The sequence below is a fragment of the Granulibacter bethesdensis CGDNIH1 genome (genome assembly GCF_000014285.2).
GTDB lineage: Bacteria > Pseudomonadota > Alphaproteobacteria > Acetobacterales > Acetobacteraceae > Granulibacter > Granulibacter bethesdensis.
On the sequence record NC_008343.2, the window covers coordinates 204457 to 230041 of the forward strand.

Sequence of the window (25585 nt, forward strand, 5' to 3'; positions counted from 1 at the left end):
TACAAAAAACGATCATCAGAAAAATAGCAAATAAAAAATAATCTAATTTTTCTATTGTTGTAATACCTTTTTTTAATAAATATTTTTTATATAAAACCTCTATAATTTGATATTTTTTCAAGAAATGTTTTTTATTGCAACTAACAAATTTCTCTTGATGAAGATTTTTTATAATGCACTATACTGAGTTTGATTTAAAAACAGGGATCAGCGATGTCTTGTAAAAATTTTGTAGCCCGTGTTCTGCCGATGGTTGCCATTCTGTTTGCTGCTACAGGATGCGGCCAGAACGTGACCCAGAAGGAAAACAAGCTGGCAGCGGCCGGTTTCGTTCCTCATCTGCCTGATACCCCTGCCAGGCTTGCATCCATGAAAACCTTGCCGCCCCATAAATTTGTCCGGCAGGTACGGAATGGCCAGATGTTGTATGTCTATTCCGATCCGACCCTATGCGGTTGTGTCTATGTCGGGGACCAGAAGGCTTACAGCAACTATCGGCATGAAGTGTTTGAGCAGCACCTGGCGGATGAGCAGCAGGCAACAGCATCCATGGATCAGGATTACGCCATGGAATGGTCTGCATGGGGGCCTTGGGCACCCTTTTATTATTACTGAAAACCCGTATCAAAAAATTTCGTCCTGATGAACAGTTATCTCCGGATGGGCCGTCCCGATCCGGAGAAGCTGCATAACAACATTTCTTTTTCAAAAAAGGCTTTTCTTTCGGTGCCTATGAGATTCCTATACCGGCAGTAGGTTTCTCCCTCTCTCATTCCTATCCCGGTCGCGCGATAAACCTGATGTGCAGAGGAGTATGAAATGCTCGACGGATTTTATGTCGGCCTTGGACTGGTAGGCTTTATCGTCTGTATCGGCTTCGTGACGGCATGCACGAGGATATGAGCCATGAGCTTCGATTTCGTTCTGGCGGGTGGTGTGACCATTTTTTTGCTGGTCTATATTGCCGCCGTCCTGATCCGGCCGGAAAGGTTCTGAACCATGTCCATGGCAGGATGGATCACAATCGGCATTTTCTTTCTTTGCGTTCTGGCACTCACCAGGCCGCTGGGCGGATTTCTGGTCTCTGTACTGGAGGGCAGGCGGACCTTTCTGTCGCCCATTCTGGGGCCGGTGGAGCGGGCATTGTACCGGTTTTCAGGGGTGAGACCGGAGGAGGAGCAGTCCTGGTCGCACTATGCGCTGGCGCTGCTCAGCTTTAAAATCGTCTGCTTCGTGGCCGTCTATGCTATTCTTCGTTTGCAGGCTTACCTGCCGTTGAATCCGGCGGGACAGGGGAGCGTAGCGCCCGATCTGGCCTACAATACCGCTGTCAGTTTCGTTACCAATACAAACTGGCAGAGCTATGGCGGTGAGACGACCATGAGTTATCTCAGCCAGATGCTCGGCCTGACAGTACAGAATTTTGTATCCGCAGCTGCGGGTATTGCTGTGGCTGCCGCTATCATCAGGGGGTTTGCCCGGCGGGAATCAAAAGCCATTGGCAATTTCTGGGTCGATATGGTGCGGGCAACATTATATGTGTTGCTGCCGATTTCTGTCGTGCTCAGTCTGTTTTATGTTTTCGAAGGTATTCCTCAGACATTTTCGGGCAGTGTGGTTGCTACTACCTATGAAGGCATCCACCAGACCATTGCGCTGGGACCGGTGGCATCGCAGGAAGCCATCAAGATGCTGGGGACCAATGGCGGTGGTTTCTTCAATGTGAATTCCGCCCATCCATTCGAAAATCCTGATGCGCTGACGAATTTCGTCGAAATGATCAGCATTTTTGCCATTGGTGCCGGTCTGACCAACGTGTTCGGTCGTATGGTCGGCAATGAACGCCAGGGCTGGGCGGTGTTCTCGGCTATGTCCGTTCTGTTCTTTGTGGGTGTGACCGCTGTCTACTGGGCGGAAGCGCACGGAAACCCGGCTTTTTCCGCTTTCGGGATCGACCAGTCGCTGGGCAATATGGAGGGTAAGGAAACCCGCTTTGGCGTTGCGGCTTCAGCGTTGTTTGCCGCCGTCACAACCGATGCATCCTGCGGGGCCGTCAATGCGATGCATGAAAGTTTTCTGCCGCTGGGTGGCATGGTGCCCTTGATCAACATGATGCTGGGTGAAGTGATCATCGGTGGTGTCGGTGCCGGGTTGTATGGCTTCATCCTGTTCGCCATCATTGCAGTGTTCATGGCGGGCCTCATGGTCGGGCGTACGCCGGAATATCTCGGCAAGAAAATAGAAGCGCGTGAGATCAAGATGACGATGCTGGCAGTGTTGTGTCTGCCGCTTGTGATGCTTGGATTTACGGCTGTGGCAGTGGTGGTCAAACCGGGTCTGGCGGCGTTGTCTGCCACTGGTCCGCATGGATTTACCGAAGCGCTTTATGCCTACACCTCGGCGGCTGCGAATAACGGAAGTGCCTTTGCAGGTCTGACGGCCAATCCATACTGGAACATCACACTCGGGATCGGCATGATGATCGGGCGGTTTTTTGTGATCGTGCCTGCTCTCGCCATTGCCGGATCCATGGCCGCCAAGAAAATCGTTCCCCCTTCATCCGGAACATTCCCGACCGATACCGGTCTGTTCATCGGTTTGGTGGCTGGCGTGATCATCATCGTCGGCGGACTGACTTTCCTGCCCGCTCTCGCTCTGGGGCCGATCGTCGAGCATCTGTCGATGCTCCGCGGCACCCTGTATTGAAAGGCGTTTTTGTCCATGACCTTTCTATCATCCCATGCGCCCGCCGCATCGGAGCGGGTCCATCCGCGTGGCAGCCAGCTTCTGCGGGGTGACCTGATACTGCCGGCGATTGGCGACAGTTTTCGTAAGCTTGACCCGCGTGTGATGTGGCATAACCCCGTCATGTTTGTGGTTGAGAGTGTCACCCTGCTGACCACAGTTCTTTTGATCAGGGATATCTTCTCTGGCGAAAGCCATGTCGGTTTTGCGGTTCAGATCAATCTCTGGCTCTGGTTTACGCTGCTCTTTGCCAATTTTGCTGAAGCCATTGCCGAGGGACGCGGCAAGGCACAGGCAGACAGTTTGCGCCGTACTAAAACGGATACGATGGCGAAACGCCTGATTGCCGACAGTGATGGCCGTTATTCGGCGACCGGTATGTATCAGGGTGCTGCTGCGCCTGAACTGAAAGTCGGCGATGTCGTGCTGGTCGAGGCAGGGGATTTCATCCCCAGTGATGGTGAAGTGATCGAAGGCATTGCCTCCGTCGATGAGTCCGCCATCACTGGTGAATCGGCTCCTGTGATTCGTGAAAGCGGTGGTGACCGTTCGGCGGTGACGGGTGGCACGCGGGTATTGTCTGACTGGATCATTGTCCGCATTACTTCTGCGCAGGGGGAGACGTTTCTGGATCGCATGATCTCTCTGGTGGAAGGGGCGCAACGTCAGAAAACGCCGAATGAAATTGCGTTGACCATTCTGCTGGCAGGCATGACGCTGATTTTCATTCTGGCCGTTGCTACGATTCCCAGCTTTGCCGCTTATGCGGGCGGTCATATTTCGGTGTTCATTCTGGTGGCACTGTTCGTCACGTTGATTCCGACCACGATCGGTGGATTGCTATCCTCGATCGGCATTGCCGGTATGGATCGGCTGATCCGTTTCAATGTGCTGGCCATGTCTGGCCGTGCTGTAGAGGCTGCCGGAGATGTCGATACGCTGCTGCTGGACAAGACCGGTACAATCACCATCGGGGATCGTCAGGCGGCGGCGTTCATTCCTGTTCCCGGGGTGACGGAAGAAGAGCTGGCCGATGCGGCACAGCTGGCTTCTCTGGCCGATGAAACGCCGGAGGGTCGCTCCATCGTCGTTCTGGCCAAGGAAAAATTCGCGCTGCGCGGACGGGAGATGCAAACACTGGAGGCCCGTTTTGTGCCCTTCACGGCGCAGACACGGATGAGCGGGGTCGACATTGGCAGCCGCAGCATACGCAAGGGAGCAGTCGACAGTGTGTTGGAGGCGGCGTCCTCCGATTCATCCCGTCAGGCTGTTCGGAACAGTGCGGATGAGATTGCCCGTTCCGGTGGGACGCCCCTGGCGGTGATTGATAGTGGCCGTCTGTTAGGTGTGATTCATCTGAAGGATGTGGTGAAAGGCGGTATCCGGGAACGTTTTGCGGAACTGCGCAGCATGGGTATCCGCACGGTGATGATCACCGGCGACAATCCCCTGACCGCTGCTGCCATTGCGGCGGAGAGTGGGGTGGATGATTTTCTGGCGCAGGCAACCCCGGAAGCCAAGCTTGCCTTGATCCGCAAGGAACAGGCGGCGGGCAAGTTGGTGGCCATGTGCGGTGACGGCACCAATGATGCCCCTGCACTGGCCCAGGCGGATGTCGGTGTCGCCATGAACACGGGCACTGTGGCGGCGCGTGAGGCCGGCAATATGGTTGATCTGGACAGCGATCCAACCAAATTGATCGAAATCGTCGGGATCGGCAAACAGCTTCTGATGACACGCGGCGCTTTGACGACGTTTTCCATCGCCAATGACGTCGCCAAGTATTTTGCCATTATACCCGCCATGTTCATCGGCTTTTATCCGCAGCTCGGCGCATTGAACGTGATGCATCTCGGCACCCCGGAGAGTGCGGTTCTGTCGGCAGTGATCTTTAACGCTCTAATTATCGTTGCGCTGATACCGCTGGCCCTGAAGGGCGTTCGGTATCGTCCTGTCGGGGCGGCCTCCTTGCTGCGGCGCAATCTGCTGGTCTACGGGCTGGGCGGAATGGTCGTTCCTTTCATCGGCATCAAGCTGATCGACATGATCGTCGTCAGCCTCGGCCTCGCTTGAGAGCGCACGTTATGATCATCATGCGTCACCTTCGTCCCGCGATCATGGTTTTTCTGTTTCTGTCCCTGATCACGGGTATTCTCTATCCGCTTGCCATCACCGGAGTATCCGCGCTGGTGATGCCCGGAAAAGCAGGGGGCAGTCTGGTGTACGACCATGGAAAACTGGTCGGCTCCCGTCTGATCGGCCAGAATTTCATACAGCCCGGCTATTTTCATCCACGCCTGTCGGCAACGATGGGGCCTGATCCAGCCAATGCAGCTGTGACAATATCCGCGCCTTATAACGCAGCGGCCTCGGCGGCCTCCAATCTCGGCCCGACCTCCAAAGCGTTGATTGATCGTGTGGCGGCTTCTGCGGCGGCACTGAAAGCTGAAAATCCAGAGGCATTGGCGGCAGGTTTACCGATTCCTGTGGATCTGGTGACAGGCTCCGGCAGTGGATTGGATCCCGATATTTCTCCGCAGGCGGCGATGTTTCAGGTGAAGCGCATTGCACGTGTGCGCAAATTGCCGGAAAATCTTATTGTTACGCTTGTGAATCAGATGACGGAACAGCCTTTTCTGGGCTGGCTGGGGGAGCCGAGGGTCAATGTCCTGCAACTCAACATGGCTCTGGATACGCTGAAATAAATGCAGGACATCCGCCCGGAACGGCCTGATCCCGATGCCTTGCTTCGTCAGGCGGAAAAAGAAGGGCAGGAAGGTCGTCGCGGGCGGCTGAAGATTTTCCTCGGTGCGGCGCCGGGGGTTGGTAAAACATGCGAGATGCTGACCACCGCGCATCATCTTCTGCGCGATGGTGTTGATCTCGTCATCGGCGTTGTGGAAACGCATGGCCGTGCCGGTACTGCGGCCTTGGTTGAGGGGTTGGAAATCATTCCCCTTCGCTCTGTTCCGTATCGTGATCGCACGATGACGGAGATGGATCTGGATGCAATCCTGAATCGTGCGCCGCAGATGGTGCTGGTGGATGAGCTGGCTCATGGAAACGTGCCTGGCTCACGGCATCCGAAACGCTGGATGGATGTGGAGGAACTGATCTCCGCCGGGATCGACGTTATGACCACCGTCAATATCCAGCATCTGGAAAGTCTCAACGATATCGTTGCCAGCATTACTCGCATCCGTGTGCGGGAAACGGTGCCGGATCGCGTGCTGAGTGAAGCGGATGAGATCGAACTGGTCGATCTGACCCCGAATGATCTGTTGCAGCGGATGCGCGATGGTAAAATCTACGCCCCACAAGCGGCGGGTCGGGCGATGCTGCATTATTTCTCGCCCGGCAATCTGACCGCGTTACGGGAGCTGGCCCTGCGTCAGACGGCGCAGCAGGTGGATGCCCAGCTGCTCGATCACATGAAGGCCAATGCCATTTCCGGCCCATGGGCGGCGGGGGAGCGCATCATGGTCTGGCTGACATTGCAGGATCGGGATGTCAGTCTTCTGCGCTATGGCAGGCGGTTGGCCGATCATCTGCATGCGCCATGGATTGTCCTGCATGTCGAGACGGGGCGCGATATCACGGAAGATGCAAGGGCACGTATGGCAGGCCAGATGCATCTGGCCCAGTCGCTGGGGGCGGAGACCGTCACCATTCCCGGACAGGATGAGGCGTTGGATGCGCTGGCCTATGCCCGGGCCCATAATGTGACGCAGATTGTGGCGGCCCATCCGGATGGTCATGCAGGGCGGATGCACTGGTATCAACGTGTGGCGCGCTGGTTCAGCCGTTCGATGACGAACCGGCTGATCAGGGCGGGCGGCAGTTTTCCAATCCATATCGTGGCGCGATCCCGCGATGATGATCAGGACGTGGTGACACCGTTCGCCCCGGAACCGCGTCAGGCCATGCCCTATGTCAGCAGCACGCTGATCATCGGCGTGGCAACCGGGGCTGCCATGCTTCTGCGGCAGATTCTGGAAGTCGGTAATGTATCGCTGACATTTTTGACCGCCATTCTGTGGGTGGCGGTGGCGTACGGTTTATGGCCTTCCCTGTGGGCATCCGTGCTGGGGATGCTGTGTTTCAATTTCTTTTTCCTGCCCCCGCTTTACACTTTCACCATTGCCGCCCCGGAGAACGTGGTGGCGATGTTCTTTTTTCTGACCACCGCCCTGATCGCCAGCCATCTGGGGGCGAGGGTCCGCAATCAGGCGGTGGTGGCGCGTCACAGGGCGGATATCACGCAATCGCTTTATCAGTTCAGTCGTCGTCTGTCGGGAATTGTCACGCTGGACGATCTGCTGTGGACGGCGTGCCATCAGATTGCCACCGCGCTGGAACGCAATGCCGTGATCCTGATGCCGGAGGGTGATCGGCTGATTCTGCGCGCATCCTACACTCCGGATGAGCAGATTGATGCCGATGACCTGGCGGCGGCAAGCTGGGCCTGGAAAAATGATCGTATGGCCGGTCGCGGCTCCGATACCTTGCCGGGCGTGGGCTGGCTGTTCATCCCGCTGCGCACGGGTCGCGGGCCGGTCGCGGTGATCGGTCTGGATGCCCATGCCGAGGACCATCTGTTATATCCCGAGCAGCAACAGCTTCTGGATGCGCTGGGCGATCAGGCAGCGCTGGCGATCGAGCGGATCGGTCTGGCGAAAGATCTGGATGAGGCACGGCTTACGGCTGAGACGGAGAAACTGCGTGGTGCGTTGCTGACCTCGCTCTCGCATGATCTGCGTACGCCGCTTGCCTCTATTCTCGGGGCTGCCTCCAGCCTGCATGAGTATGATGCGCTGCTGACGGAGCAGGACCGGCGGGAATTGCTGCTGACCATCCGTGAGGAGGCCGAGCGGCTGAATCGTTTCGTTGCCAACCTGCTCGACATGATCCGGCTGGAGGCCGGGGCATTGCAACCACGACGGGAGCGGGTGGACCTTGCGGAGGTGGCGGCCAGCGCATTGTCCCGTGCGGCCCGCATTTTGTCGGATCATCCGGTGCGGCTGGAGGTCGCGCCCGACCTGCCCATGCCCTTGCTGGATGATGTCCTGCTGGAGCAGGTTCTGTTCAATCTGCTCGATAACGCGGCCAAATACACGCCGCCGGGCACGCCGATCAGCATTGTGATCGGGCAAGGCCCGGGTGTTCTGACGATTCGCGTGCTGGATGAGGGGGCCGGCCTCGCCACGCAGGACACGGAGAGCGTGTTTGAGAAATTCACGCGCTTCCGTGCGGCTGACCGTTCCCGCCCGGGTACCGGGTTGGGGCTTGCCATTGCGCGGGGTTTCATCGAAGCCATGGGGGGAGGGATCGCGGCCCGTAACCGGAGTGATCGTTCCGGTGCTGAATTCACGATCACTCTTCCAGTGGAGGCGGAAAACCGATGAGCGATCCCTGCGTGCTGATCGTGGATGACGAGCCGGCCATTCGTCGTTTGCTGCGCACCACGTTGGGAACACAGTCATGGCGGATCACGGAAGCGGCCAGCGGTGCCGGGGCAATGCAGGCTTTGGCCGAGCAAAAGCCCGATCTCGTGCTGCTCGATCTCGGTCTGCCGGATATGGATGGGCTGGAGGTGCTGCAGCACATCAGGAAAACGGCTCCCACTCTGCCGGTGGTGATCCTCTCGGCGCGGGATAATGAACGCGGCAAGGTGGCGGCGTTCGAAATGGGGGCGGATGATTACGTCACCAAGCCGTTCGGCATGGCGGAGCTGGTGGCCCGTCTGCGCACGGCGCTGCGCCATTCCCTGCAAACGGAAGGCACTCTGCCGGTGTTCGTCTCCGGCGATTTATCGGTCGATCTTGTGCGGCGTCATGTCTTCAAGGGTGGGGACGAGATCAAACTCTCTCCGCGGGAATGGGATATTCTGAGGATGCTGGTGCAGCATGCCGGAAAAGTGCTGACCCATCAGCATATCATGTCTAAACTATGGGGCGCGCAGGGCGATGTGCAGCAACTGCGCGTCTATATCCGGCAGATCAGGCAGAAACTGGAATCCAATCCGGAACAGCCCCGCTATATCGTCACCGAGACTGGTATTGGCTATCGCTTGGTAGAAGCGGATGATATGGGCAGGTAAAGGCATCCCTCTTCTCTGGTTTTTGCAGCAATTGTTCTGACCCGTGACAAAGTATACGGCCCCTTCTGTTTCTCCTGACAATGCTTTGCCGTCTGCGGGGCCGCCAGGGACGGTTATTCGAGGATCCCGGACTGGTCCTTTGCTGGCTGTCACGGCCTGCGTGCTGTTGTGGAGCCTGATCGGAACTGTCTCGAAGCTCACCCAGGCGCAGATCGATTTTTACCAGATGATGAGCTGGTCCAACCTGCTGTCTTTGCTGGCCGTGCTGGTGGTGCATCGTCTGAGTGGTCGGGCCTGGCGCAATCTGCTGCCGAAACGCGCAGATATCAGCCGGGTCAGGCTGCTGATGCTGCCTGCGTTACTTGGTATGCTCGATTGTTTCTTCTATCTGGCGGTTTATTACGGCTACGGTCATGCCAATGGTGTGGCGGTGCTGGTCACACAATCGAGCTGGCCGCTGATGATCGTATTGCTCGGCATGGCAGTGTTCAGCGAGCGAATGAGTCTCCGACGCTGGGTTGGAATGGCGCTGGGTTTTGCGGCTCTGCTGGTCACAGCGTCTGCCGCGGGGCATGCCGTGCTGCCAGCGGGGTCAGAGACGGATGCGAGCACGGCAGGAGCCGGTTTCGCGACACTGTGCGTCGTGCTGCTGGGAGCGTTCAGCTTTACGCTTTTTTCAGTCTTGTCCCGTTTTCTGCGGTTGGATGCGTTTGCCGGCACGGTCTGGGTTTTTCTGTTCTCGCTTTTATGCTCGCTGGTGCCGCTGCTTCTGTTCAGCCGATTGACCCTGCCACCCCGCTCGGCATGGCCAGCCTTGTTGCTGAACGGAGTGTTGATCAACGGGGTCTCTTACATCCTGTGGATCTACGCGATGTCATCGGTCCATGCCGCCCGTCTGACAGCGCTGGCCTTTGCAGCGCCCGCTTTATCGACGATATGGCTGGTGGTATTTCTGCATGAGCCGCTGATCCCGGCCTATCTGCTGGGGCTGGGCATGGCACTGGCCGGAGGCATGCTATGCCTGTCCGGCTCGGATGCGGGGCATGCCTGACGATAAAAATTCGATCTTATCGGGCGGAAAATGGTGCCGACACTCGGAATTGAACCGAGGACCTACTGATTACGAATCAGTTGCTCTACCCCTGAGCTATGTCGGCATAAGGCATACGAGGCTGCGACCCTGTGACGGGTCGTGTGTATCCTTGAGCGGCGCCGATATACAGAAAGCCGGCGCAGGCGGCAAGAGAAGAAGCGGCCTTATATCCCGCATCCTGAGCCGGAAAGATCAGTTTTTGCTCTCTGCGGCCGGTGCGGGCGGCAGAATGGTCATGACCGTTTCTGCAGGGCGGCAGAGTTTGACACCCAGTGGCGTATCGACGATGGGCCGGTTGAGCAGGGCGGGTTCCGCCAGAATGGCGGTCAGAATATCCTCCTCCGTCAGGTCGGGACGGTCGAGGCCGGATTGTTCATAGACCGGCCCTTTGCGGCGCAGCAGATCATGTGCGGTGCCATTCATCCGGTGCAGTAATCCGCTAAGCTGGGGACGGGTCAGCGGCGTTTTCATATATTCGATGACCACCGGCTTATGCCCTGCTTCCTCGATCATGGCGAGAACGGCCCGGGACGTCCCGCAGCCAGGATTGTGGTAGATCGTCACTGTCATCGCCTGTCACTCCCCATCGTGGCGGCCCGGATGATTGCAATGGCATGGTCGTCAGCCTTGGCAACCATACATGTCCGGAACTCTTATAGAACACCTGACCGGAACACGCTAAAGACCGGTAAAGGGCATTCAGTGAAAGGGGTCTGCGACCAGTATGGTTCATGCCGAGCAGCAAGACTCGCAGACTGATGGGGCGGTCGATGGTGGCCGTTCCCGGACCGCCTCTTCCATCGTGGTGCACCGTCATGCGCTGGAATGCCCCGGCTGTGGTGCGTTTTACCGTCAACCACCGCGATCCCAGCTGGAAGTGCACTGCACGCGTTGCCACACCGTGCTGCGCCGCACGACACGCTCTCCTGAACGCGATACGGTGGCGCTGGCCGGAACCGGGCTGGCGCTGTTCATTCTGGTCGGCCTGATGCCGTATATCACCTTCGATATGCGGGGCCGGGAAAATGTCGGCACCATGCTGGGGGGAGCACTGGCCTTTTGGGAATATGGTCTGTGGGTGCTGGGGCTGATCGTGATGTTCACGACCCTGATTGCGCCGTTTCTCCGTCTTGTCGGGCTGTTGGCGGCCGTTACGGCACCTCGAATGCGCAAGCCCCCCCGGGAGTTGTATATTCTGCTGCGTGTCGCCCAATGGGTTCGGCCATGGTCCATGATCGAAGTTTTCATGCTCGGCATGCTGGTCGCCTATTCCCGTCTTGAGGCACTGGCGCATGTGCGGTTCGGGGTGGCGCTGTACGCTCTGGGTGGCCTGATGCTGGTGATGGCGGCGATGGATTGGGCGCTTGATCCCCGTGATGCCTGGAACAAGCTGGAGGCGCGTGGTCTGGTCGCCGATCCGGTGATGATGGGGGAGGCCCGCCGAAATGCGGCCACAACGCGTTTCGATGAACGGCACGCTATCAGCTGCCATGGCTGCGGGCTGGTCGTGGAGGGGGCGGATCATGATGCCTCCTGCCCACGCTGCGGCAGTTTCCTCCATCGCCGGAAGCCGGACAGCGTGACCAGAACGATCGCGCTGGTGGTGGCAGCGGTGCTTTTATACATCCCGGCCAATATCTATCCGGTCATGATCATCACTTCATTAGGCGATACCTCTCCCCACACGATTGTCGGCGGGGTGAAGGAATTGATCGAAGCCGATATGTGGCCGCTGGCGGCGCTGGTGTTTTTTGCCAGCGTGATGGTGCCGGTGCTGAAAGTCATCGGGCTGGTCTGGATGATCCTGCGGGTGCGCAGACCCAGCGTGGAGGGTTTGAAAACGCGTACCAGGATTTTTCATGTCATCGAAATGATTGGCCGCTGGTCGATGATTGATGTTTTCGTGGTGACGATTCTGATAGCACTGGTGCATATGGGGTTCATTGCGACTATTCAGCCTGGTCCGGGGGCTTTGGCCTTTGCCGGCGTGGTCATTATAACAATGCTGGCGGCGGAGACTTTCGACCCGCGCCTGATGTGGGATGCGGCGATTGACCAGCAAAGGAGCACGCGGCGTTCCCGTGATCAGGCTGCTGAGGAGGGTCCTGACAGAGTCAGGCTGGTGTCATCCTCTGGTGTTTCCGTGCAAGGCGGTCTGTCCCGATGAGCAATAATGAACGCCCGCCTTTGCCGCCCGAGGATGATGACGGGCTGGATTATCCGCAGGGCTTGCCGCGCCGTCGATTTTCCCTGATCTGGCTGGTGCCGATTCTGGCGGCGATCTGCGTGATCTGGATCGGTTACCGCACCATCAGTCAGGAAGGTCCGACCATCACCCTGACTTTTCAGACCGGTGAAGGGCTGGTCGCGGGCCAGACCAAGGTGCGGCACAAGGCGGTCGATCTTGGCACGGTCCAGTCGATCAATCTGAGCAATGATATGTCTCATGTCGTGGTCACGATCGCCATGCGGCAGGAGGCGGAGAACGTTCTGACCGATCACGCCCGTTTCTGGGTGGTGCGCCCGCGTCTGTCGGCAGGGGATATCTCGGGACTGGAGACCATTGTTTCGGGGGCCTTTATCGAACTCGATCCGGGCCGGCCCGGCGGGAATTATCGTTATCAGTTCACGGGGCTTGAGGCGCCGCCGGCAGTGCGGTCGGATGAGCCGGGGAAGACCTTCACGTTGAAGGCGTTCAGGGTCGGGCAGATCGGCACCGGCGCCCCGGTTTTTTTCCGTGACCGGCCCGTGGGAGAAGTTCTGAGTCTGGATGTAGGAAAACCCGGTGAATCGGGGACCATGACCATCTTCATCCGCGCTCCGTTTGATAAATATGTGCATGAAGGCTCCTTTTTCTGGAGTGCTTCAGGCATGAGCGTTTCCACCTCCGGGGGGGATTTCCGGGTGGAAATCGAAAGCCTTCAGGCCCTTCTGTCCGGCGCGGTTGCGTTTGATACGCCTAATGAGGCGCTGGAAACCCCGGAAGCCACCGACAAAACCAATTTCTTCCTGTTCCGTGATCGGGATACCGCCTCCTCCTCCCATTACCATGAGCAGCTGCAATTCGTGACCTATCTCAAGGGCGATCTCAGCGGCCTGGACAAATATGCTCCGGTGCTGATTTACGGCATCCGTGTCGGCTTTGTGACCGATGTTCATCTCGGATTCGACAGCAAATCGAATACGGTCATTGTCCCGGTTCATTTTGTCGTCCAGCCCGAGCGGCTGAAAATAAAGGGGCCGCCTGTTTCCAAGGAGGAAAGCGAGGCGCGGCTGGCGGCACTGGTCAGGCGCGGCCTGCGTGCCAGGCTGGCGACGACCAGCTATATCACAGGCGCGCAGGCGATCGAGCTGGTGATGGATGAAAACGGCCAGGATAGCGTCCTGACGCGCGAAGGCGATGCCGTCGTGCTGCAACAGGCCACCGGCACGGATTTCGCCGGGCTGACAGCCTCTGTCGGGGCGATTGCTGCCAAGTTGAACGCCATTCCTTTCGCAGAGATCGGCGCCAATCTGAACCAGACTCTGGAAGGGGTGGCCGCAATCGCCAAAGGGGAGCAGCTTCGTAACACGCTGCGCGATGTCTCGAAAACGATGGCCAGCGTGCGGGAACTGGCGGACAATGCCAATAAAGGGGCAACCCCTTTGCTGCGTCGCCTGCCTCAAATCAGTCAGGATCTGCAGGCGACATTGAGCCGGGCCAATACGCTGGTCGGCTCGCTGGATAACGGGTACGGGGCCAATTCTCATTTCAACAGGGAGCTGGACCGCCTGATGGCCCAGCTGAACGATACGGCCCGTTCCATCCGGATTCTGGCCGATCTGCTGGATCGTCACCCGGAGGCCCTGATTCTCGGTCGTGCCAAAGCAGGAGAGCGCTGATCCATGGTATTCAAGCAACCGGCCATGCTCAGCTCCGGGCATGCCTGTGCAGGAATTGTGAAACGCCGCGCCGTGCTGGGCGGTCTGGCCGCAGGACTGGCAGGGTTGAGTGGCTGTGCATCCCCCGATCCGCAGCTTTTCACGCTGGCGACCGTGCCACCGGCCCGTGTCTATCAGGGTGACTGGCTGGTGGAGCTGCGCCGGGTTGGTCTGCCGGCCTATCTGGATCGGCCTGAAATCGTGCGATCAAGCGATGGGTACAGGGTGTTTCTGGCCTCCAACCAGCGTTGGGCAGAGCCTCTGACCGATATGGTGGACCGGGTTTTACGCCAGGATTTGTCGCTGCGTCTGCCGGGATCGACGGTCTTTTCGGAATCGGGGGCTATTTCTGCCGATCCGACCGTCATTGTTGAAGCCGATCTCCAGCGTTTTGAATCTCCCGGCGATGGCTCTGTGCTGCTGTTGGCGCAATTTGCGATCCGTTCCTCCCGCTCTCATACCGCCTTGATGGCCCAGCCAGTGCGGATCAGTCATTCGACAGCAGGCGGAGGATCAGCGACTGAGACGGCGTCTCTGGTCGCGGCCCTGAGTGCGACTCTGGCAGAGATGGCCGATGCCATGGCCGCCGCAGTGGCCCGCACCGCTCCTGACGTGCCCCGGCTGGATGGATGATGAAGAAGCAGAGGCGGGATGATGATGGGTCAGAGCGACTGGATACTCTCCCGTCCTGATCCTGTATCGAGATCGGTCAGGGCGCGCTGCATCAGCACGACATCCAGTGTGCGCTCCAGCTTTACCCCGACTTCCCGCAGGCGTCCGACGGATTTGAAGCCCAGCGTGGCATGGACGCCGATCGAGCCAATATTCTCCGCATCCCCGATCAGCGCGACCATCTGTCTGAAACCGGCCCGGGCGCTTTCATGCAGCAGAAGGGTCAGGAGTGCCTTGCCAACGCCCTGTCCTCGTACATCCTCACGCACGTAAACACTGTCCTCGGCGCAGTAACGGTAGGCGGAGCGGTCCCGGAACTGTGCTGCATAGGCATAGCCGATGATACCGGTGCGGTCTTCGGCGACGATAAATGGCCAGGCCTCGCTCTTGATGGTGTGGACCAGGCGCTCCATCTGCTCAACGGTAGGGGGTGTTTCCTCAAAAGTGCCTGTTCCGTGGAGCACGTGATGGGCGTAAATGCTTTGGATGAAGGCACTGTCCTCACGCTGTGCCGGGCGGAAATCGGGAAGGCGGTATGTCATGATGAGCGATCTTGATGTTATCGGGGTCTATTACTGAAATTTCAGAGTAGTGGTCATGGTGTCATTGTAAACCATGAGTTGTTTTGAGGTGACTTTTATGATCACGGCATGTTATGGATCAGTCACGATATTGTAACAGCCAGTATGGTATTTTTATTTTAGCTCTGCGCCAAGCTGGCACAGGCATCTGATCTGGATAATATATACCTCATCGTGCCAGGTGATGGGGCTGATTTCGCTTAAAGGATACGCTTTTGCAGAATAACAGCGATGCTTTGCCCTCCTCAGCGCAGGGACCGCAACAGGAAGCGGCTCTTGTCGATGTCGAGAACGAGGCCCTGCCTCCGGCGGTCGAAGCCCGTCTGGCTGCGGTTGAGGAAGCTGGCCGTTTCCATGGCATAACCCTGGACCGGGGCATGCTGCGTATCGTCAGCGGAGAAACGCCTTCGGCGGCGATGCTCGGGCAATGGGCCAAGGATTGCGGCCTGGCGGCGCGCGGGTTGCGGCTGAGCTGGGGGCAGCTCATGAAAATGAAGGGCACAAGCCCCTTGGTCATGCTGTTCAAGGATGGCGGTGCCGGGCTGATGGTGGGGGTCGATCCCCAGCGCAAGATCGTCTTCATGAAAGACCCGCTGGCCCCCCGCAGCGATGATCCGATTGCCATTGATGAACTGCGTCTGTCGCAAGCATGGGATGGCGATACGTTGCTGATCCGCTCCCAGCGTGGCGTGGCAGAGGAAGATGCACCATTCAATTTCAGCTGGCTGCTGGGGATGGTTCTCAAGGAAAAGCGCAATCTGGTGGATATCGGAGTGGCATCAATCACTCTGAGTGTGCTGACCATTATTCCACCCATGCTGGTGATGACCGTTATCGACAAGGTCATTGCTCATCAGAGCATGTCCACCCTGCTGCTGGTGTCCCTGATCCTGCTGGTCTGTGTCGTGTTCGAGACCGTGCTGGGCTATACGAGGCGTGAGATCACCCAAATCGTGGCGGCACGGCTGGATGCCAAGCTGGCTTTGCATATTTTCAACCGTCTGCTGGCTCTGCCCCTGGAATATTTCGAGCAGCACCCTGCGGGTGAGACCACGCAGCGCCTCTATCAGGTGTTCCGCATCCGGGACTTCATGACAGGCAAGCTGCTTCAGACATTTCTTGACTTTTTCACGCTGATTGTCCTGCTGCCTTTTCTGTTTTACCTCAGCGCCACTCTGACCTGGATGGTGATCGGCATCTCGGTGCTGATTACTCTGACGATTGTCACTTTCCTCAATCCGATGCGGCGCGCTGTCGGTAAGGTTGTGGTGGCGGAAATTGCCAAGAATACCGTCATGGTGGAAACCGTCCACGGAATCCGGACGGTCAAGTCGATGGGACTGGAGCCGCAGCAGAAAGAGGCCTGGGATGTGCGGGCTGCGGTTTCGGCACGGGCGAGGCTTGCAGCCGGGCGGCTGTCCAACTGGCCGAATACCATTGTCACACCGCTGGAGCGGTTCATTGACCGGGGTGTACTGCTGATTGGTGCCTATCTTGCGCTGACCCACCCTGACAGTGGCGTAGCTGTTGGTTCGCTGGTGGCTTTCATGATGCTGGGTGGACGTGTGGCTGCTCCGTTGGTGGGCATGGCGCGTCTGCTGGAAGATTTCGAGGAAGTGCGGACATCCGTTGGCGAGGTGGGCGCCGTGCTTAATAATCCGAATGAAAGCAATGCCCTTCAGAATGGCCTGCGCCCCAAATTTGCCGGTGCCATCAGCTTCGACAATGTGCAGTTTACGTATCCCGGTTCCAAAACCCCTGCTCTATGTGGAGTCACATTCAGCGTTCCGGCCGGCACCATGCTTGGGCTGGTGGGGCGTAGTGGCTCGGGCAAGTCCACGATCACCCGATTATTGCAGGGGATCAACCGGGACTATGAAGGCTACGTGAAAATTGACGGTTCTGATCTGCGGGAAATCAATCTGCATCATCTGCGTCGCAGTTTCGGTGTGGTATTGCAGGATAATTTCCTGTTCCGCGGCACAATTCGCGAAAATATCATCGCCGGGCGGCCCGGCCTGACACTGGAAGACGTGGTGCGGGCCGCGCGGCTGGCAGGGGCCGAGGAATTTATTGAACGGATGCCGCAAGGCTATGAAACCTTCATTCAGGAAGGCTCCGCCAACCTGTCCGGTGGCCAGCGTCAGCGTCTGGCCATTGCCCGCGCCCTGATTTCCGATCCGCGTCTGATGATTCTGGATGAAGCCACCAGCGCGCTTGATCCGGAAAGTGAGGCGCTGGTCAATGCCAATCTGGTGCGTATCGGCAAGGGGCGCACCATGGTGATCGTGTCCCACCGTCTGGCATCCCTGACAGAGTGCGATCTGATCGTGGTGATGGATCAGGGGCGGGTCGAGGATATGGCACCACATAAGGTGCTGCTGGAACGGTGCACCATTTATCGCCAGCTGTGGAACCAGCAGAACCGTCATATGGAAGCAGCGCAGAAGCAGGGTCCGGTTGCGTCCATGCTCGCGCAGGGCGACTGAAACGACAGAAATTCAGGCAGGATTCTGTGATCCTGCCTGTTACAGGCTGCCTTCACTGCGGGAAGGCATCTCAGTCTCAGGGCGGCATTCACTGCGAAAAACAAGGCAGTGGCACCGCTTGAATGCGTTAAGGGAGCAGGCCAATGGCCAGCAAACAGCTTAAATTGGCGCAGGCCAAGGATACGGCGGAGCTTCTGGAGTTTGAATCTCCCAGCTCTGCCGTCATTGCCACCCCGGTTCTGCCGACAGCCCGTCATAACACCCTCATCGTGTTCGGGCTGGTCACGACACTCCTGCTGGCAGCGGGTCTGGTGCCGGTCGACAAGGTGGTGACCGCCCGTGGCAAGGTGATTTCAAGGGTTCCGATCCAGGTTGTGCAACCTCTTGATACGGCCATCGTCCGTTCGATCAATGTGACGGAAGGCCAGGTGGTTCATAAAGGGGAGCTTCTGGCTCAACTCGATCCGACCTTTGCCAGCGCAGATATGGGGCAGCTGCGTGATCAGGTGCGCAGTCTGGAGGCGGAACTGGCGCGGCTGCATGCAGAGGCTGATGGCAAGCCCTATATTACCCAGGCGGATAATCCGGACAGCAGGCTGCAGGCGGCGATCTACGCTCAGCGTCAGGCCGAGTGGAAATTCAAGGTCGAGAATTACAATCAGAAAATCAGCGGCTTGCAGAATACGGTCGCCAAAAGCCTGGCCGAGGCGAATTACTATCGTCAGCGTCTGGCCATTGCAACGAACGTAGAGAGCATGCGCCATGAGCTGGAGCGATTGCAGGTCGGCAGCAAGCTGAACTCACTGGCGGCGGTTGATAACCGCCTTGAGATGTCCCGCGATCTGGCAACTGCGACCTCCACCGCGGAAACGGCTCGCCGTGACATGCAGGCACTGGTGGCGGAGAGGGATGGTTTCATCAAGGAATGGGCTGCCAAGATCGGTCAGGATATTCAGGATGAAGGCCGCAAATATAGCGAGCAAAGCGAAAATCTGAAAAAAGCCCAGCTGCGCCACAAACTGGTTGAATTGCAGGCCAGCGGTGACGCGGTGATCCAGAGCATTGCCAAGGTATCCGTGGGGTCGGTTCTTCAGTCGGGTGCCCAGTTCATCACCATTGTCCCGCTGGATGCTCCTCTGGAAGTTGAGGCCGATGTGCCGGGCGAGGATGCCGGTTTCGTGCATGTTGGCGATACGGTGACGGTCAAGTTCGATACGTTTCCGTTTACGCAATATGGCGGAGCACAGGGAATAGTCCGGGTGACGAGCCCGGACAGCTACAGCCAGAATGATTCGCGGGATGGGCAGCTGAAAGATACCCAGCAATCCTCCATGGCAGCCGAGAAGACCTTCTACAAAGCGCGGGTGACGATTGATAAGGTCACGTTGCACGACACGCCGGAAGGATTTCACATTGTTCCGGGCATGCCTGTCACCGCTGACATCAAGGTTGGGCAGCGTACAATCCTGAAATATCTTCTGGGCAAGGTCTTGCCGGCGTTTTCAGAAGGCATGCGGGAGCCTTGATCCGTGATTGATCAATAACGGGGATCATGATCAGAGGGGTATGACGCAGCCGTGGCACGTCTGATAAACCGGGTAACCGGCCTGTTTTCTCCTGCTGCCAGAATGCAGGAGGCCACAGCACTTGCGGAAGCGGGGGAATGGCCCAAAGCGTTTCCGCTTTTTGCCAAAGTGGCCGAAAAAGGCGTGGCCGAAGCGCAATATCGGGTTGGGCGTTGCTATCTGGAGGCTGCAGGTGTTCCTTTCAGTCCCCGGGAAGGGGAACGCTGGTTGGAAAGGGCTGCCAGTCAGGGCTTCGTGGAAGCGCAGACATTGTTGGCAACCCTGTATCTGCGTGGCGTCGGGGAGCAGGGGGAACCAGCCACTGCCGATCCCGCAAAGGCTGCATCGGAAGATGTGCTGGGTGGGGTGGAAGCCTCTCTGGAGGCGCGATCCGGGGGAGCCGGAACAGCTGCCTCCCGTGTCGGATCAGGCTTGTTTACCTCTGCTTCCACGATTCAGGCCGATCCGCTCAAGGCACTGGGCTGGGCGAGCAAGGCGGCGGAAGCTGGTTCCTCTGACGGGCAGGCGCTGGTCGGATATATCCTGACGACCGGGCCGGACTCTGTGCGTGATCTGGAACAGGCGCTGGTATGGTATCAGAAAGCAGCCGCTTCCGGCTGTCCGCAGGGGGCGCTGGGAGTGGGGTTGGCCCTGCTCAAGGATGCAGTGACGCCGGAAGCCACTCAGGCAGCAGCCGAGCAGTTGCAGGTGGCAGCCAATGGTGGCCTGCCGACGGCGCTCTATCTGCTGGGCGTGATGCATGAGCGTGCCGCCGGTGTGCCCCATGATCTGGCAGCGGCCGCCGGTTACTACAAGACAGCCGCAGAGAAAGGGCTGGTTTCCGCCCAGGCACGCTGGGGTCTGGCGCTGCTCGAAGGACGAGGCGTCAAACGTAATCTGCTGGAGGGTGAATCATGGCTGCGTCGTGCAGCCCTTCAGGGCGATGCCGAGGCGGCGGCACTGGTGGGTGACCTTTACGCACGGGGTGGGGATGTCCCTCCTAATTATGCCGAGGCCGCCCTGTGGTTTCGCCGTGCTTCCGATGCAGGGCACAGCAAGGCGGCCCGTACGCTGGGTCTGATGTGTCTGACGGGGGCCGGGATGAGCCGCGACCCGGAAGAAGCGGCTCGCTGGTTCCGTATTTCGGCCGAGCGTGGTGATCAGGAAGCCGTGTCCGACCTTGCCAGTCTGGTGCAGGCTGGTCTGGCTGCGGAAGAAGAGAGCATCAGAACCCGCAAGATTTTTGAACAGGCCGCTGCGAATGGGGATCTGGTCGCGGCTTTCAATTTCGGCGTTTGCCTTGCCGAAGGGGTGGGAATCGAGAAAGACGAGCGCAGCGCCGCGCAATGGCTGCGCAAGGCTGCGGATGGGGTGGTGAATGCCCAGTACTGGTATGGGCGTATGCTGCTGGAAGGGCGCGGTCTCGATGTGGACGCCGAAGCCGGGCGCTCCTGGATCGAACGGGCTGCTTCTACCGGCATGGTGGAGGCCGAGGTTGCCTTTGCAGAACTGCTGGTGACCGGGCGCGGTGGCGCGAAGGACCATCCGGAGGCGCTGGTCTATTTCGAACGTGCTGCCGGGCGGGGCCATATCGGTGCCATGTTCGCGATTGGTGCGATGATGGGCGGTGGTCACGAAGTGCCGACGGATCGGGAGAAGGCGATCATCTGGTATCGTGCGGCAGCAGAGCGTGGTCATGCTCATGCACAGCTGATGTTGGGCCGGTTTCTGGCGCGGGGATTGGCCGGAGAAAAGGACGAGCTTCAGGGGCGCTTCTGGTTGGAAAAGGCCCTGTCGCAGGGTCTGACAGAAGCACAGGGCGATCTTCAGGCTCTGCCCCCGGAGATTCTGACGATGCCATATCCTTATGAGGCAGTCAGAGTGGACAATCTCCCCGAAGAGCCTGTCCCACATTTGGCAGAGCATGAACCGTCTTCAGTCCAGAATCCGGCTTTGACGGATCATTCCTGACGTGCCGGATATGTTGCAGGGTGCGAGATGGCAGCATTAGGCAGCGCTGCCGTTGCGGCTGAGCGACAGAGACTGCGGGAATATTGGCGTCAGCTGGCTGAAGATGCCTACAAGCTTGGCGAACGGGCCATGGAGCAGTCGCAGTGGCACGAAGCTGCGTTCTGGCTGGCCCGGGCCACGCGTCTGTCTCCGCGTCAGGACACGATCCGGCTGCTATCGGCACTTCTGAAGCTGCGGCGGGGTGATCCGACTGCAAGGGCCGATTTTGAATCCCTTGCACGCCAGTATGAAACGACCGAGATCCTGTCCGGTTTGGCGACTTTGCAGGTGCTGGGCGGTGATCTGACGCATGCGACCGTTACCGTTCAACGACTTCTCTCACGTATCCGGCATGATGTCTGGCCGATAGCGCATGAATTGTTGATGACGGTGAGCAGGGCAGCAGGATTGCCGGGCTGGTGCCGCCTGTCAGCCGATGGACATGTTCACGCCTATGAAGTCGGGACGGGTGATGTAAACCCCGCCAGTCTCAGTTTCACCCTTGATGGGATAACGCTGGAAACGGCGCCTTCCGCACAGGAGCTGGTTGCGGGTCGTTTTCTGGATGTGTGCAGCGGGAACCGGCCTTTGCTGGGGTCGCCGTTTGATCTGGTGGCGATGTATCGTGTGCAGGGCTGGATTGACTGGAATGAAGACGGGGATGTGCAGGGCTGGGCCTGGCATCCGGGCTGCCCTGACGCTGATCCGCTGCTGTCGGTCATTTCTGCTGACGGACACTTGTATGGTCCGTTCAAGGCGCATGAACCGGCGGAGAAAGTGGGTCTCGATACACCCTTTGCCCGTCCCCGGCGTATTCATGTTCCGGCGGGGGAATGGGATGGCACCGGGCTGATTTCGGTTCGCGATGTGCGAGGCAATGATCTTTTGGGTAGTCCGCTTGATCCCCGTCTGAGCCCTCTGTTGAAACTGAAGCGGCAGGATGCGACCGGTGGCGAGGGTTTTGCCCGCGCGATCAGATCGGTGCGTGCTCTGGCCCGTGCATTACCGGTTTCTGAACCGGCCATTCCCTGTCCTGCGGATATCCTGCCGGCGATGAAGCCTCTGGTCCCGTTGCGCTGCTTGCCTGTAGCGGAGAGCCTGTCGACCGCCTCCCCTGTTGAGACAGGGCAGCCCGTTTCCATCGTGATGCCGGTTTATGGTGGCGGAGACGTTGTCCGAGCCTGTCTGGAGTCTGTGCTGGCCACGGTCCCTGAATCGACCGAGATCATCATCGTGGACGATGCCGGTTACGACCCCGTACTTCTGGTGCATTTGCAGGCTCTTGCCGGGCAGGGGCGTATCAATTTGCTGCACCAGGCCCGCAATCGCGGATTTCCATCCTCGGTCAATCTTGGCATGCGGGCGGCTGGGGCCGGGCGGGACGTGGTGTTGCTGAACAGTGATACGCTGGTGCCGGAAGGCTGGCTGGAGCGATTACAGAAAGCCGCCTGCGCGGCGACGAATATCGGGACGGCCACGCCTTTTTCGAATGATGCCTCAATCCTGAGCTATCCGCAGGAGGATGGACGCTGGCCTCTGCCGGATCGTGCTGAAACAGAGCAGTTCGCCCGGTTTGCTCGTCAGGCCAACAAGAACCGGGTGGTTGATATTCCCGTTGCGGTCGGGTTCTGCATGTATATCCGCCGGGATTGCCTCGATGAGGTTGGTGTTTTCCGGGATGATGTCTTTGCGCAGGGCTATGGCGAGGAGAATGATTTCTGCCTGCGTGCCCGTGCGTTGGGCTGGCGCCATGTGGTTGCAACGGGTGCTTTCGTCGCACATGTGGGGGGCGGCAGCTTCGGAGAAGGCCGGTCGCGTCTGGCAGCCCGGAATGAATCGATCCTCTCTGCGCTGCATCCGGGCTATCACGGCATGGTGGCGGCCTGGCGTGCCCGCAACCCGCTGCATGCCAGCCGCCGGGCGATGGATGGTCTGCGTTTCCGGGCTGCCCTGCCTGACAGGCCTTCCATCCTGATGATTACCCATGATCGGGGGGGAGGGGTGCAGCGACAGATTGAGACCCGGATGGCCCTTTTTCATCAGGCAGGCCGCAATGTCGTTATCCTGCGTCCGGTCATGATGGAGGAGACAGCCTCTTATGAGGGCTGGACCGTCCTCGACACCGGGTTTGCCGATCAGTATCCCCATTTGCGGCACCGTATGCCTAGGGACAGGGTCGCCTTGCTGCGATTGTTGCGCCAGATCAAGGTGGAGCGGGTGGAACTGCATCATCTGCTTGGCCATAACCACGCCGTGGCCGGTCTGGCTGCAGCGCTGGGTGTGCCGCAGGATATACACGTGCATGATTATGCCGCGTTCTGCCCCCGTATCGCCCTGATGAGTCCCGCCAGGCGCTATTGCGGGGAGCCGGAGATCGACCAATGTGAACGCTGCATCGCTGAGGGAGGCAGTCATCTGGAGGAGCCAATCAGTGTTGCAGCCTTGCGCCACCGTTCGCAGCGCGATCTGATGGAGGCTGCGCAGGTCGTTACTCCCTCACAGGATGTGGCACGGCGGATGCAACGCCATTTCCCGGCCCTTCGCCCCATCATTGTCCCATGGGAAGAGGGTGCCGATGTCGTCTCCATGCCCCCCGGAATGGAGAGTGATATGGCGGCATGGGGGCCTTTGGCGGATCATATTTGCGTGATCTGTGTTATCGGCGCGATCGGCGCTGAAAAAGGTTTCGACTGTCTGCTGGAGGCTGCAAGGGATGCGGCAGCGCGTTCCCTCCCGCTTCGTTTCGTGCTGGTCGGTCATAGTGTTGATGATCCAGCCTTGCTGGAGACAGGTTATGTCCGAATCACCGGCCGTTACAGCGATGATGATTTACCCGCTCTTATTGTGGCCCAGAAGGCGAAAATGGCATGGATTCCCTCAATCTGGCCTGAAACATGGTGTTTCACGCTCAGCGAGGCATGGCGGGCGGGGCTTCCCGTGGTTGCCTTTGACCTCGGTACGGTGGCAGAGCGTATTAAAAAAGCTCAGGTGCATCAGAGCCATGCCGGCTTTGTGATGCCGCTTGGCATGCCTGTTGAAATTATAAACGATACATTTCTGTCACGTAATATGGATAGAACAGGCTTTGCACCCTCTGCAAATCGGGTAAACAGGATTCAGTTTTGCTGAATACGGTGAAATCGGTTCTGACAGCCAAAAGAAGCAGCCGAATAAAAACCAGTTTCTTTTGCATCATGGAGAGCGAGATTACGCATGTCTGAAGGCTTGTTTGCCGGGCAAAATCCGGCCCAGTCACGACTGGGGCAAGGTGCTCCCGGAAATGTGGCCGCACCATCGGGTGCGGATCAGCAGGCTGCTGCACAGAACACAGCCTCCCGTATCATGAGCGAAATTCAGGTTTCCGCGCATGTCATGAAGCTGGATCCCGGGCTGTTCTGCTTTGTCCAGACGCCAAGCCCAAATCGTCCGTTGGACAATAGCGGACTGCCAGCGATCCGGGTTTCCCTGCCGCCGGGACATGAACATCGGCCCCATGCCATTTCGGTGACATCTTTCCGGGAAGATGGCTGGTTGTACGGCCCCGCCGATGCCGCGCTGGTGCGGGTCATGCAGCCGCAGGCTCAGGTGCTGGTCACAATTTACCAACAGCCCGGCCAGCAGGATTCCGCACCCCGGTTACAGGTGCTGCGTCTGGCTGATGGGGTGCCTTTTGGCGGTGTTCCCTCAGCCCCTCCTCTTCAGCCCGGTTTCATGCAGCCGGGAGCAGTGCCGCCGCCGGGTGTGATGCCGCAGGTGGGGGTTCCTCCGATGCCACCACCACAGGGCGTTCCTCAAGGCATTCCGCAAGGTATGCAACAGGGTGCATCCCATGGGCCGGCTCAGTCATTTGAACCGGTCAGAACGCAATCCGGTGCTATTCCCGATATTATTGCTCATATCCGTATGCAGGGGGATGTCGGCGACCAGCTGGGTGAATGGATTGGCGAGCGAGGCAGTACCCGCTGGATCGAGGGCTTTATGATCATGCCGCAAAGCCTGATCGATCCGAAAGATATCGAATATCAGGGTGTTCTTGGCCGCGGCTGGTTGTCGCCGTGGATGGAAGGCGGCCAGCTTTGCGGCAGCCGGGGCATGGCATTGCCGTTGCTGGGACTGAAGGCGCGGTTGCGGAACAGGGCCGCCGAAGCTTTCGATCTGAGCTACGAGGGCAGTTTCGTGGATGGGACGGCTATTGGACCGTTGGCCGGCGGGGAGACGCTGGAAGCGACCAATATGGCTCCTCTGGAAGCATTCCGGATCATTCTGCGCCCAAAAGCAAAAGCCACTGTCCCCAAATCTGCTCCCAAGGCATCAACCCGTAAAGCAGCCTCTTCGGCCCGGACAGGGGCACGCCGCAACGTATGACGCCGGTATACGTTATTTGAAATAGAAAGGGGCAGCACCATCTC

The 25585-nt window shown here is 58.5% G+C and carries 18 protein-coding genes and 1 tRNA gene; 16 read left to right on the plus strand and 3 right to left on the minus strand.

Annotation, left to right across the window (positions count from 1 at the left end):
- Window positions 1-213: 213 nt before the first annotated feature.
- The 8 genes from GBCGDNIH1_RS24960 to GBCGDNIH1_RS13295 all read left to right on the plus strand — a co-directional run bounded on the left by GBCGDNIH1_RS24960 (window position 214) and on the right by GBCGDNIH1_RS13295 (window position 9896).
- The gene (locus tag GBCGDNIH1_RS24960; protein WP_011630889.1) at window positions 214-615 is read left to right on the plus strand and encodes a hypothetical protein; all 402 of its coding nucleotides are present in this window, start codon (window positions 214-216) and stop codon (window positions 613-615) included.
- A gap of 291 nt (window positions 616-906) precedes the next feature.
- Window positions 907-996, plus strand: a complete 90-nt coding sequence (locus GBCGDNIH1_RS13265; RefSeq protein WP_043452598.1) for a potassium-transporting ATPase subunit F — start codon at window positions 907-909, stop codon at window positions 994-996.
- Between the two features lie 3 nt (window positions 997-999).
- Window positions 1000-2706: a potassium-transporting ATPase subunit KdpA gene (gene kdpA / locus GBCGDNIH1_RS13270; protein WP_011630890.1), complete on the plus strand. Its 1707-nt coding sequence runs from the start codon at window positions 1000-1002 to the stop codon at window positions 2704-2706.
- Window positions 2707-2721: 15 nt separating this feature from the next.
- Window positions 2722-4818 carry a potassium-transporting ATPase subunit KdpB gene (kdpB, locus tag GBCGDNIH1_RS13275; protein ID WP_050748373.1) on the plus strand — a complete coding sequence of 699 codons (2097 nt, stop codon included), beginning with the start codon at window positions 2722-2724 and terminating at the stop codon, window positions 4816-4818.
- A gap of 11 nt (window positions 4819-4829) precedes the next feature.
- Window positions 4830-5450: a potassium-transporting ATPase subunit KdpC gene (kdpC, locus tag GBCGDNIH1_RS13280; protein ID WP_198353675.1), complete on the plus strand. Its 621-nt coding sequence runs from the start codon at window positions 4830-4832 to the stop codon at window positions 5448-5450.
- The gene (locus GBCGDNIH1_RS13285) at window positions 5451-8150 is read left to right on the plus strand and encodes a sensor histidine kinase (RefSeq protein WP_011630893.1); all 2700 of its coding nucleotides are present in this window, start codon (window positions 5451-5453) and stop codon (window positions 8148-8150) included.
- The gene (locus tag GBCGDNIH1_RS13290) at window positions 8147-8845 is read left to right on the plus strand and encodes a response regulator transcription factor (RefSeq protein ID WP_011630894.1); all 699 of its coding nucleotides are present in this window, start codon (window positions 8147-8149) and stop codon (window positions 8843-8845) included. The genes GBCGDNIH1_RS13285 and GBCGDNIH1_RS13290 overlap by 4 nt, the downstream gene beginning before the upstream one ends.
- A gap of 139 nt (window positions 8846-8984) precedes the next feature.
- A complete protein-coding gene (locus GBCGDNIH1_RS13295) occupies window positions 8985-9896 on the plus strand; it encodes a DMT family transporter (protein ID WP_043452600.1) in 912 nt (303 codons plus the stop codon).
- 31 nt (window positions 9897-9927) lie between these two features.
- Here GBCGDNIH1_RS13295 and GBCGDNIH1_RS13300 read toward each other — a convergent pair.
- Together GBCGDNIH1_RS13300 and arsC are read right to left on the minus strand one after the other, a co-directional pair.
- Window positions 9928-10002: transfer RNA gene (locus GBCGDNIH1_RS13300), tRNA-Thr, on the minus strand.
- 128 nt (window positions 10003-10130) lie between these two features.
- Window positions 10131-10508 carry an arsenate reductase (glutaredoxin) gene (gene arsC, locus GBCGDNIH1_RS13305; RefSeq protein WP_011630896.1) on the minus strand — a complete coding sequence of 126 codons (378 nt, stop codon included), beginning with the start codon at window positions 10506-10508 and terminating at the stop codon, window positions 10131-10133.
- A gap of 154 nt (window positions 10509-10662) precedes the next feature.
- On the opposite strand from arsC, the gene GBCGDNIH1_RS13310 reads away from it, so the two are divergent.
- The 3 genes from GBCGDNIH1_RS13310 to GBCGDNIH1_RS13320 are packed head-to-tail and all read left to right on the plus strand — an operon-like array spanning window position 10663 to window position 14492.
- The gene (locus GBCGDNIH1_RS13310) at window positions 10663-12105 is read left to right on the plus strand and encodes a paraquat-inducible protein A (RefSeq protein WP_011630897.1); all 1443 of its coding nucleotides are present in this window, start codon (window positions 10663-10665) and stop codon (window positions 12103-12105) included.
- Entirely contained in the window at window positions 12102-13820 is a 1719-nt protein-coding gene (locus GBCGDNIH1_RS13315) for an intermembrane transport protein PqiB (protein ID WP_011630898.1), read from the plus strand. Before GBCGDNIH1_RS13310 ends, GBCGDNIH1_RS13315 begins: the two co-directional genes overlap by 4 nt.
- Window positions 13821-13823: 3 nt before the next feature.
- Window positions 13824-14492 carry a PqiC family protein gene (locus tag GBCGDNIH1_RS13320; protein ID WP_011630899.1) on the plus strand — a complete coding sequence of 223 codons (669 nt, stop codon included), beginning with the start codon at window positions 13824-13826 and terminating at the stop codon, window positions 14490-14492.
- A 29-nt stretch (window positions 14493-14521) separates the two neighbouring features.
- Here GBCGDNIH1_RS13320 and GBCGDNIH1_RS13325 read toward each other — a convergent pair whose 3' ends face one another.
- Window positions 14522-15073 carry a GNAT family N-acetyltransferase gene (locus GBCGDNIH1_RS13325; protein ID WP_011630900.1) on the minus strand — a complete coding sequence of 184 codons (552 nt, stop codon included), beginning with the start codon at window positions 15071-15073 and terminating at the stop codon, window positions 14522-14524.
- Window positions 15074-15327: 254 nt separating this feature from the next.
- On the opposite strand from GBCGDNIH1_RS13325, the gene GBCGDNIH1_RS13330 reads away from it, so the two are divergent.
- The 5 genes from GBCGDNIH1_RS13330 to GBCGDNIH1_RS13350 all read left to right on the plus strand — a co-directional run bounded on the left by GBCGDNIH1_RS13330 (window position 15328) and on the right by GBCGDNIH1_RS13350 (window position 25541).
- The gene (locus GBCGDNIH1_RS13330; RefSeq protein WP_011630901.1) at window positions 15328-17601 is read left to right on the plus strand and encodes a peptidase domain-containing ABC transporter; all 2274 of its coding nucleotides are present in this window, start codon (window positions 15328-15330) and stop codon (window positions 17599-17601) included.
- Window positions 17602-17744: 143 nt separating this feature from the next.
- Window positions 17745-19127 (plus strand): HlyD family type I secretion periplasmic adaptor subunit, encoded by a 1383-nt coding sequence (locus GBCGDNIH1_RS13335; RefSeq protein ID WP_011630902.1) that lies wholly within the window; start codon window positions 17745-17747, stop codon window positions 19125-19127.
- Between the two features lie 51 nt (window positions 19128-19178).
- A complete protein-coding gene (locus GBCGDNIH1_RS13340) occupies window positions 19179-21137 on the plus strand; it encodes a tetratricopeptide repeat protein (RefSeq protein WP_011630903.1) in 1959 nt (652 codons plus the stop codon).
- 27 nt (window positions 21138-21164) lie between these two features.
- Window positions 21165-24305, plus strand: coding sequence for a glycosyltransferase (locus tag GBCGDNIH1_RS13345; RefSeq protein WP_011630904.1), 3141 nt, complete (start codon window positions 21165-21167; stop codon window positions 24303-24305).
- 84 nt (window positions 24306-24389) lie between these two features.
- Window positions 24390-25541 (plus strand): hypothetical protein, encoded by a 1152-nt coding sequence (locus GBCGDNIH1_RS13350; protein ID WP_011630905.1) that lies wholly within the window; start codon window positions 24390-24392, stop codon window positions 25539-25541.
- Window positions 25542-25585 lie beyond the last annotated feature (44 nt).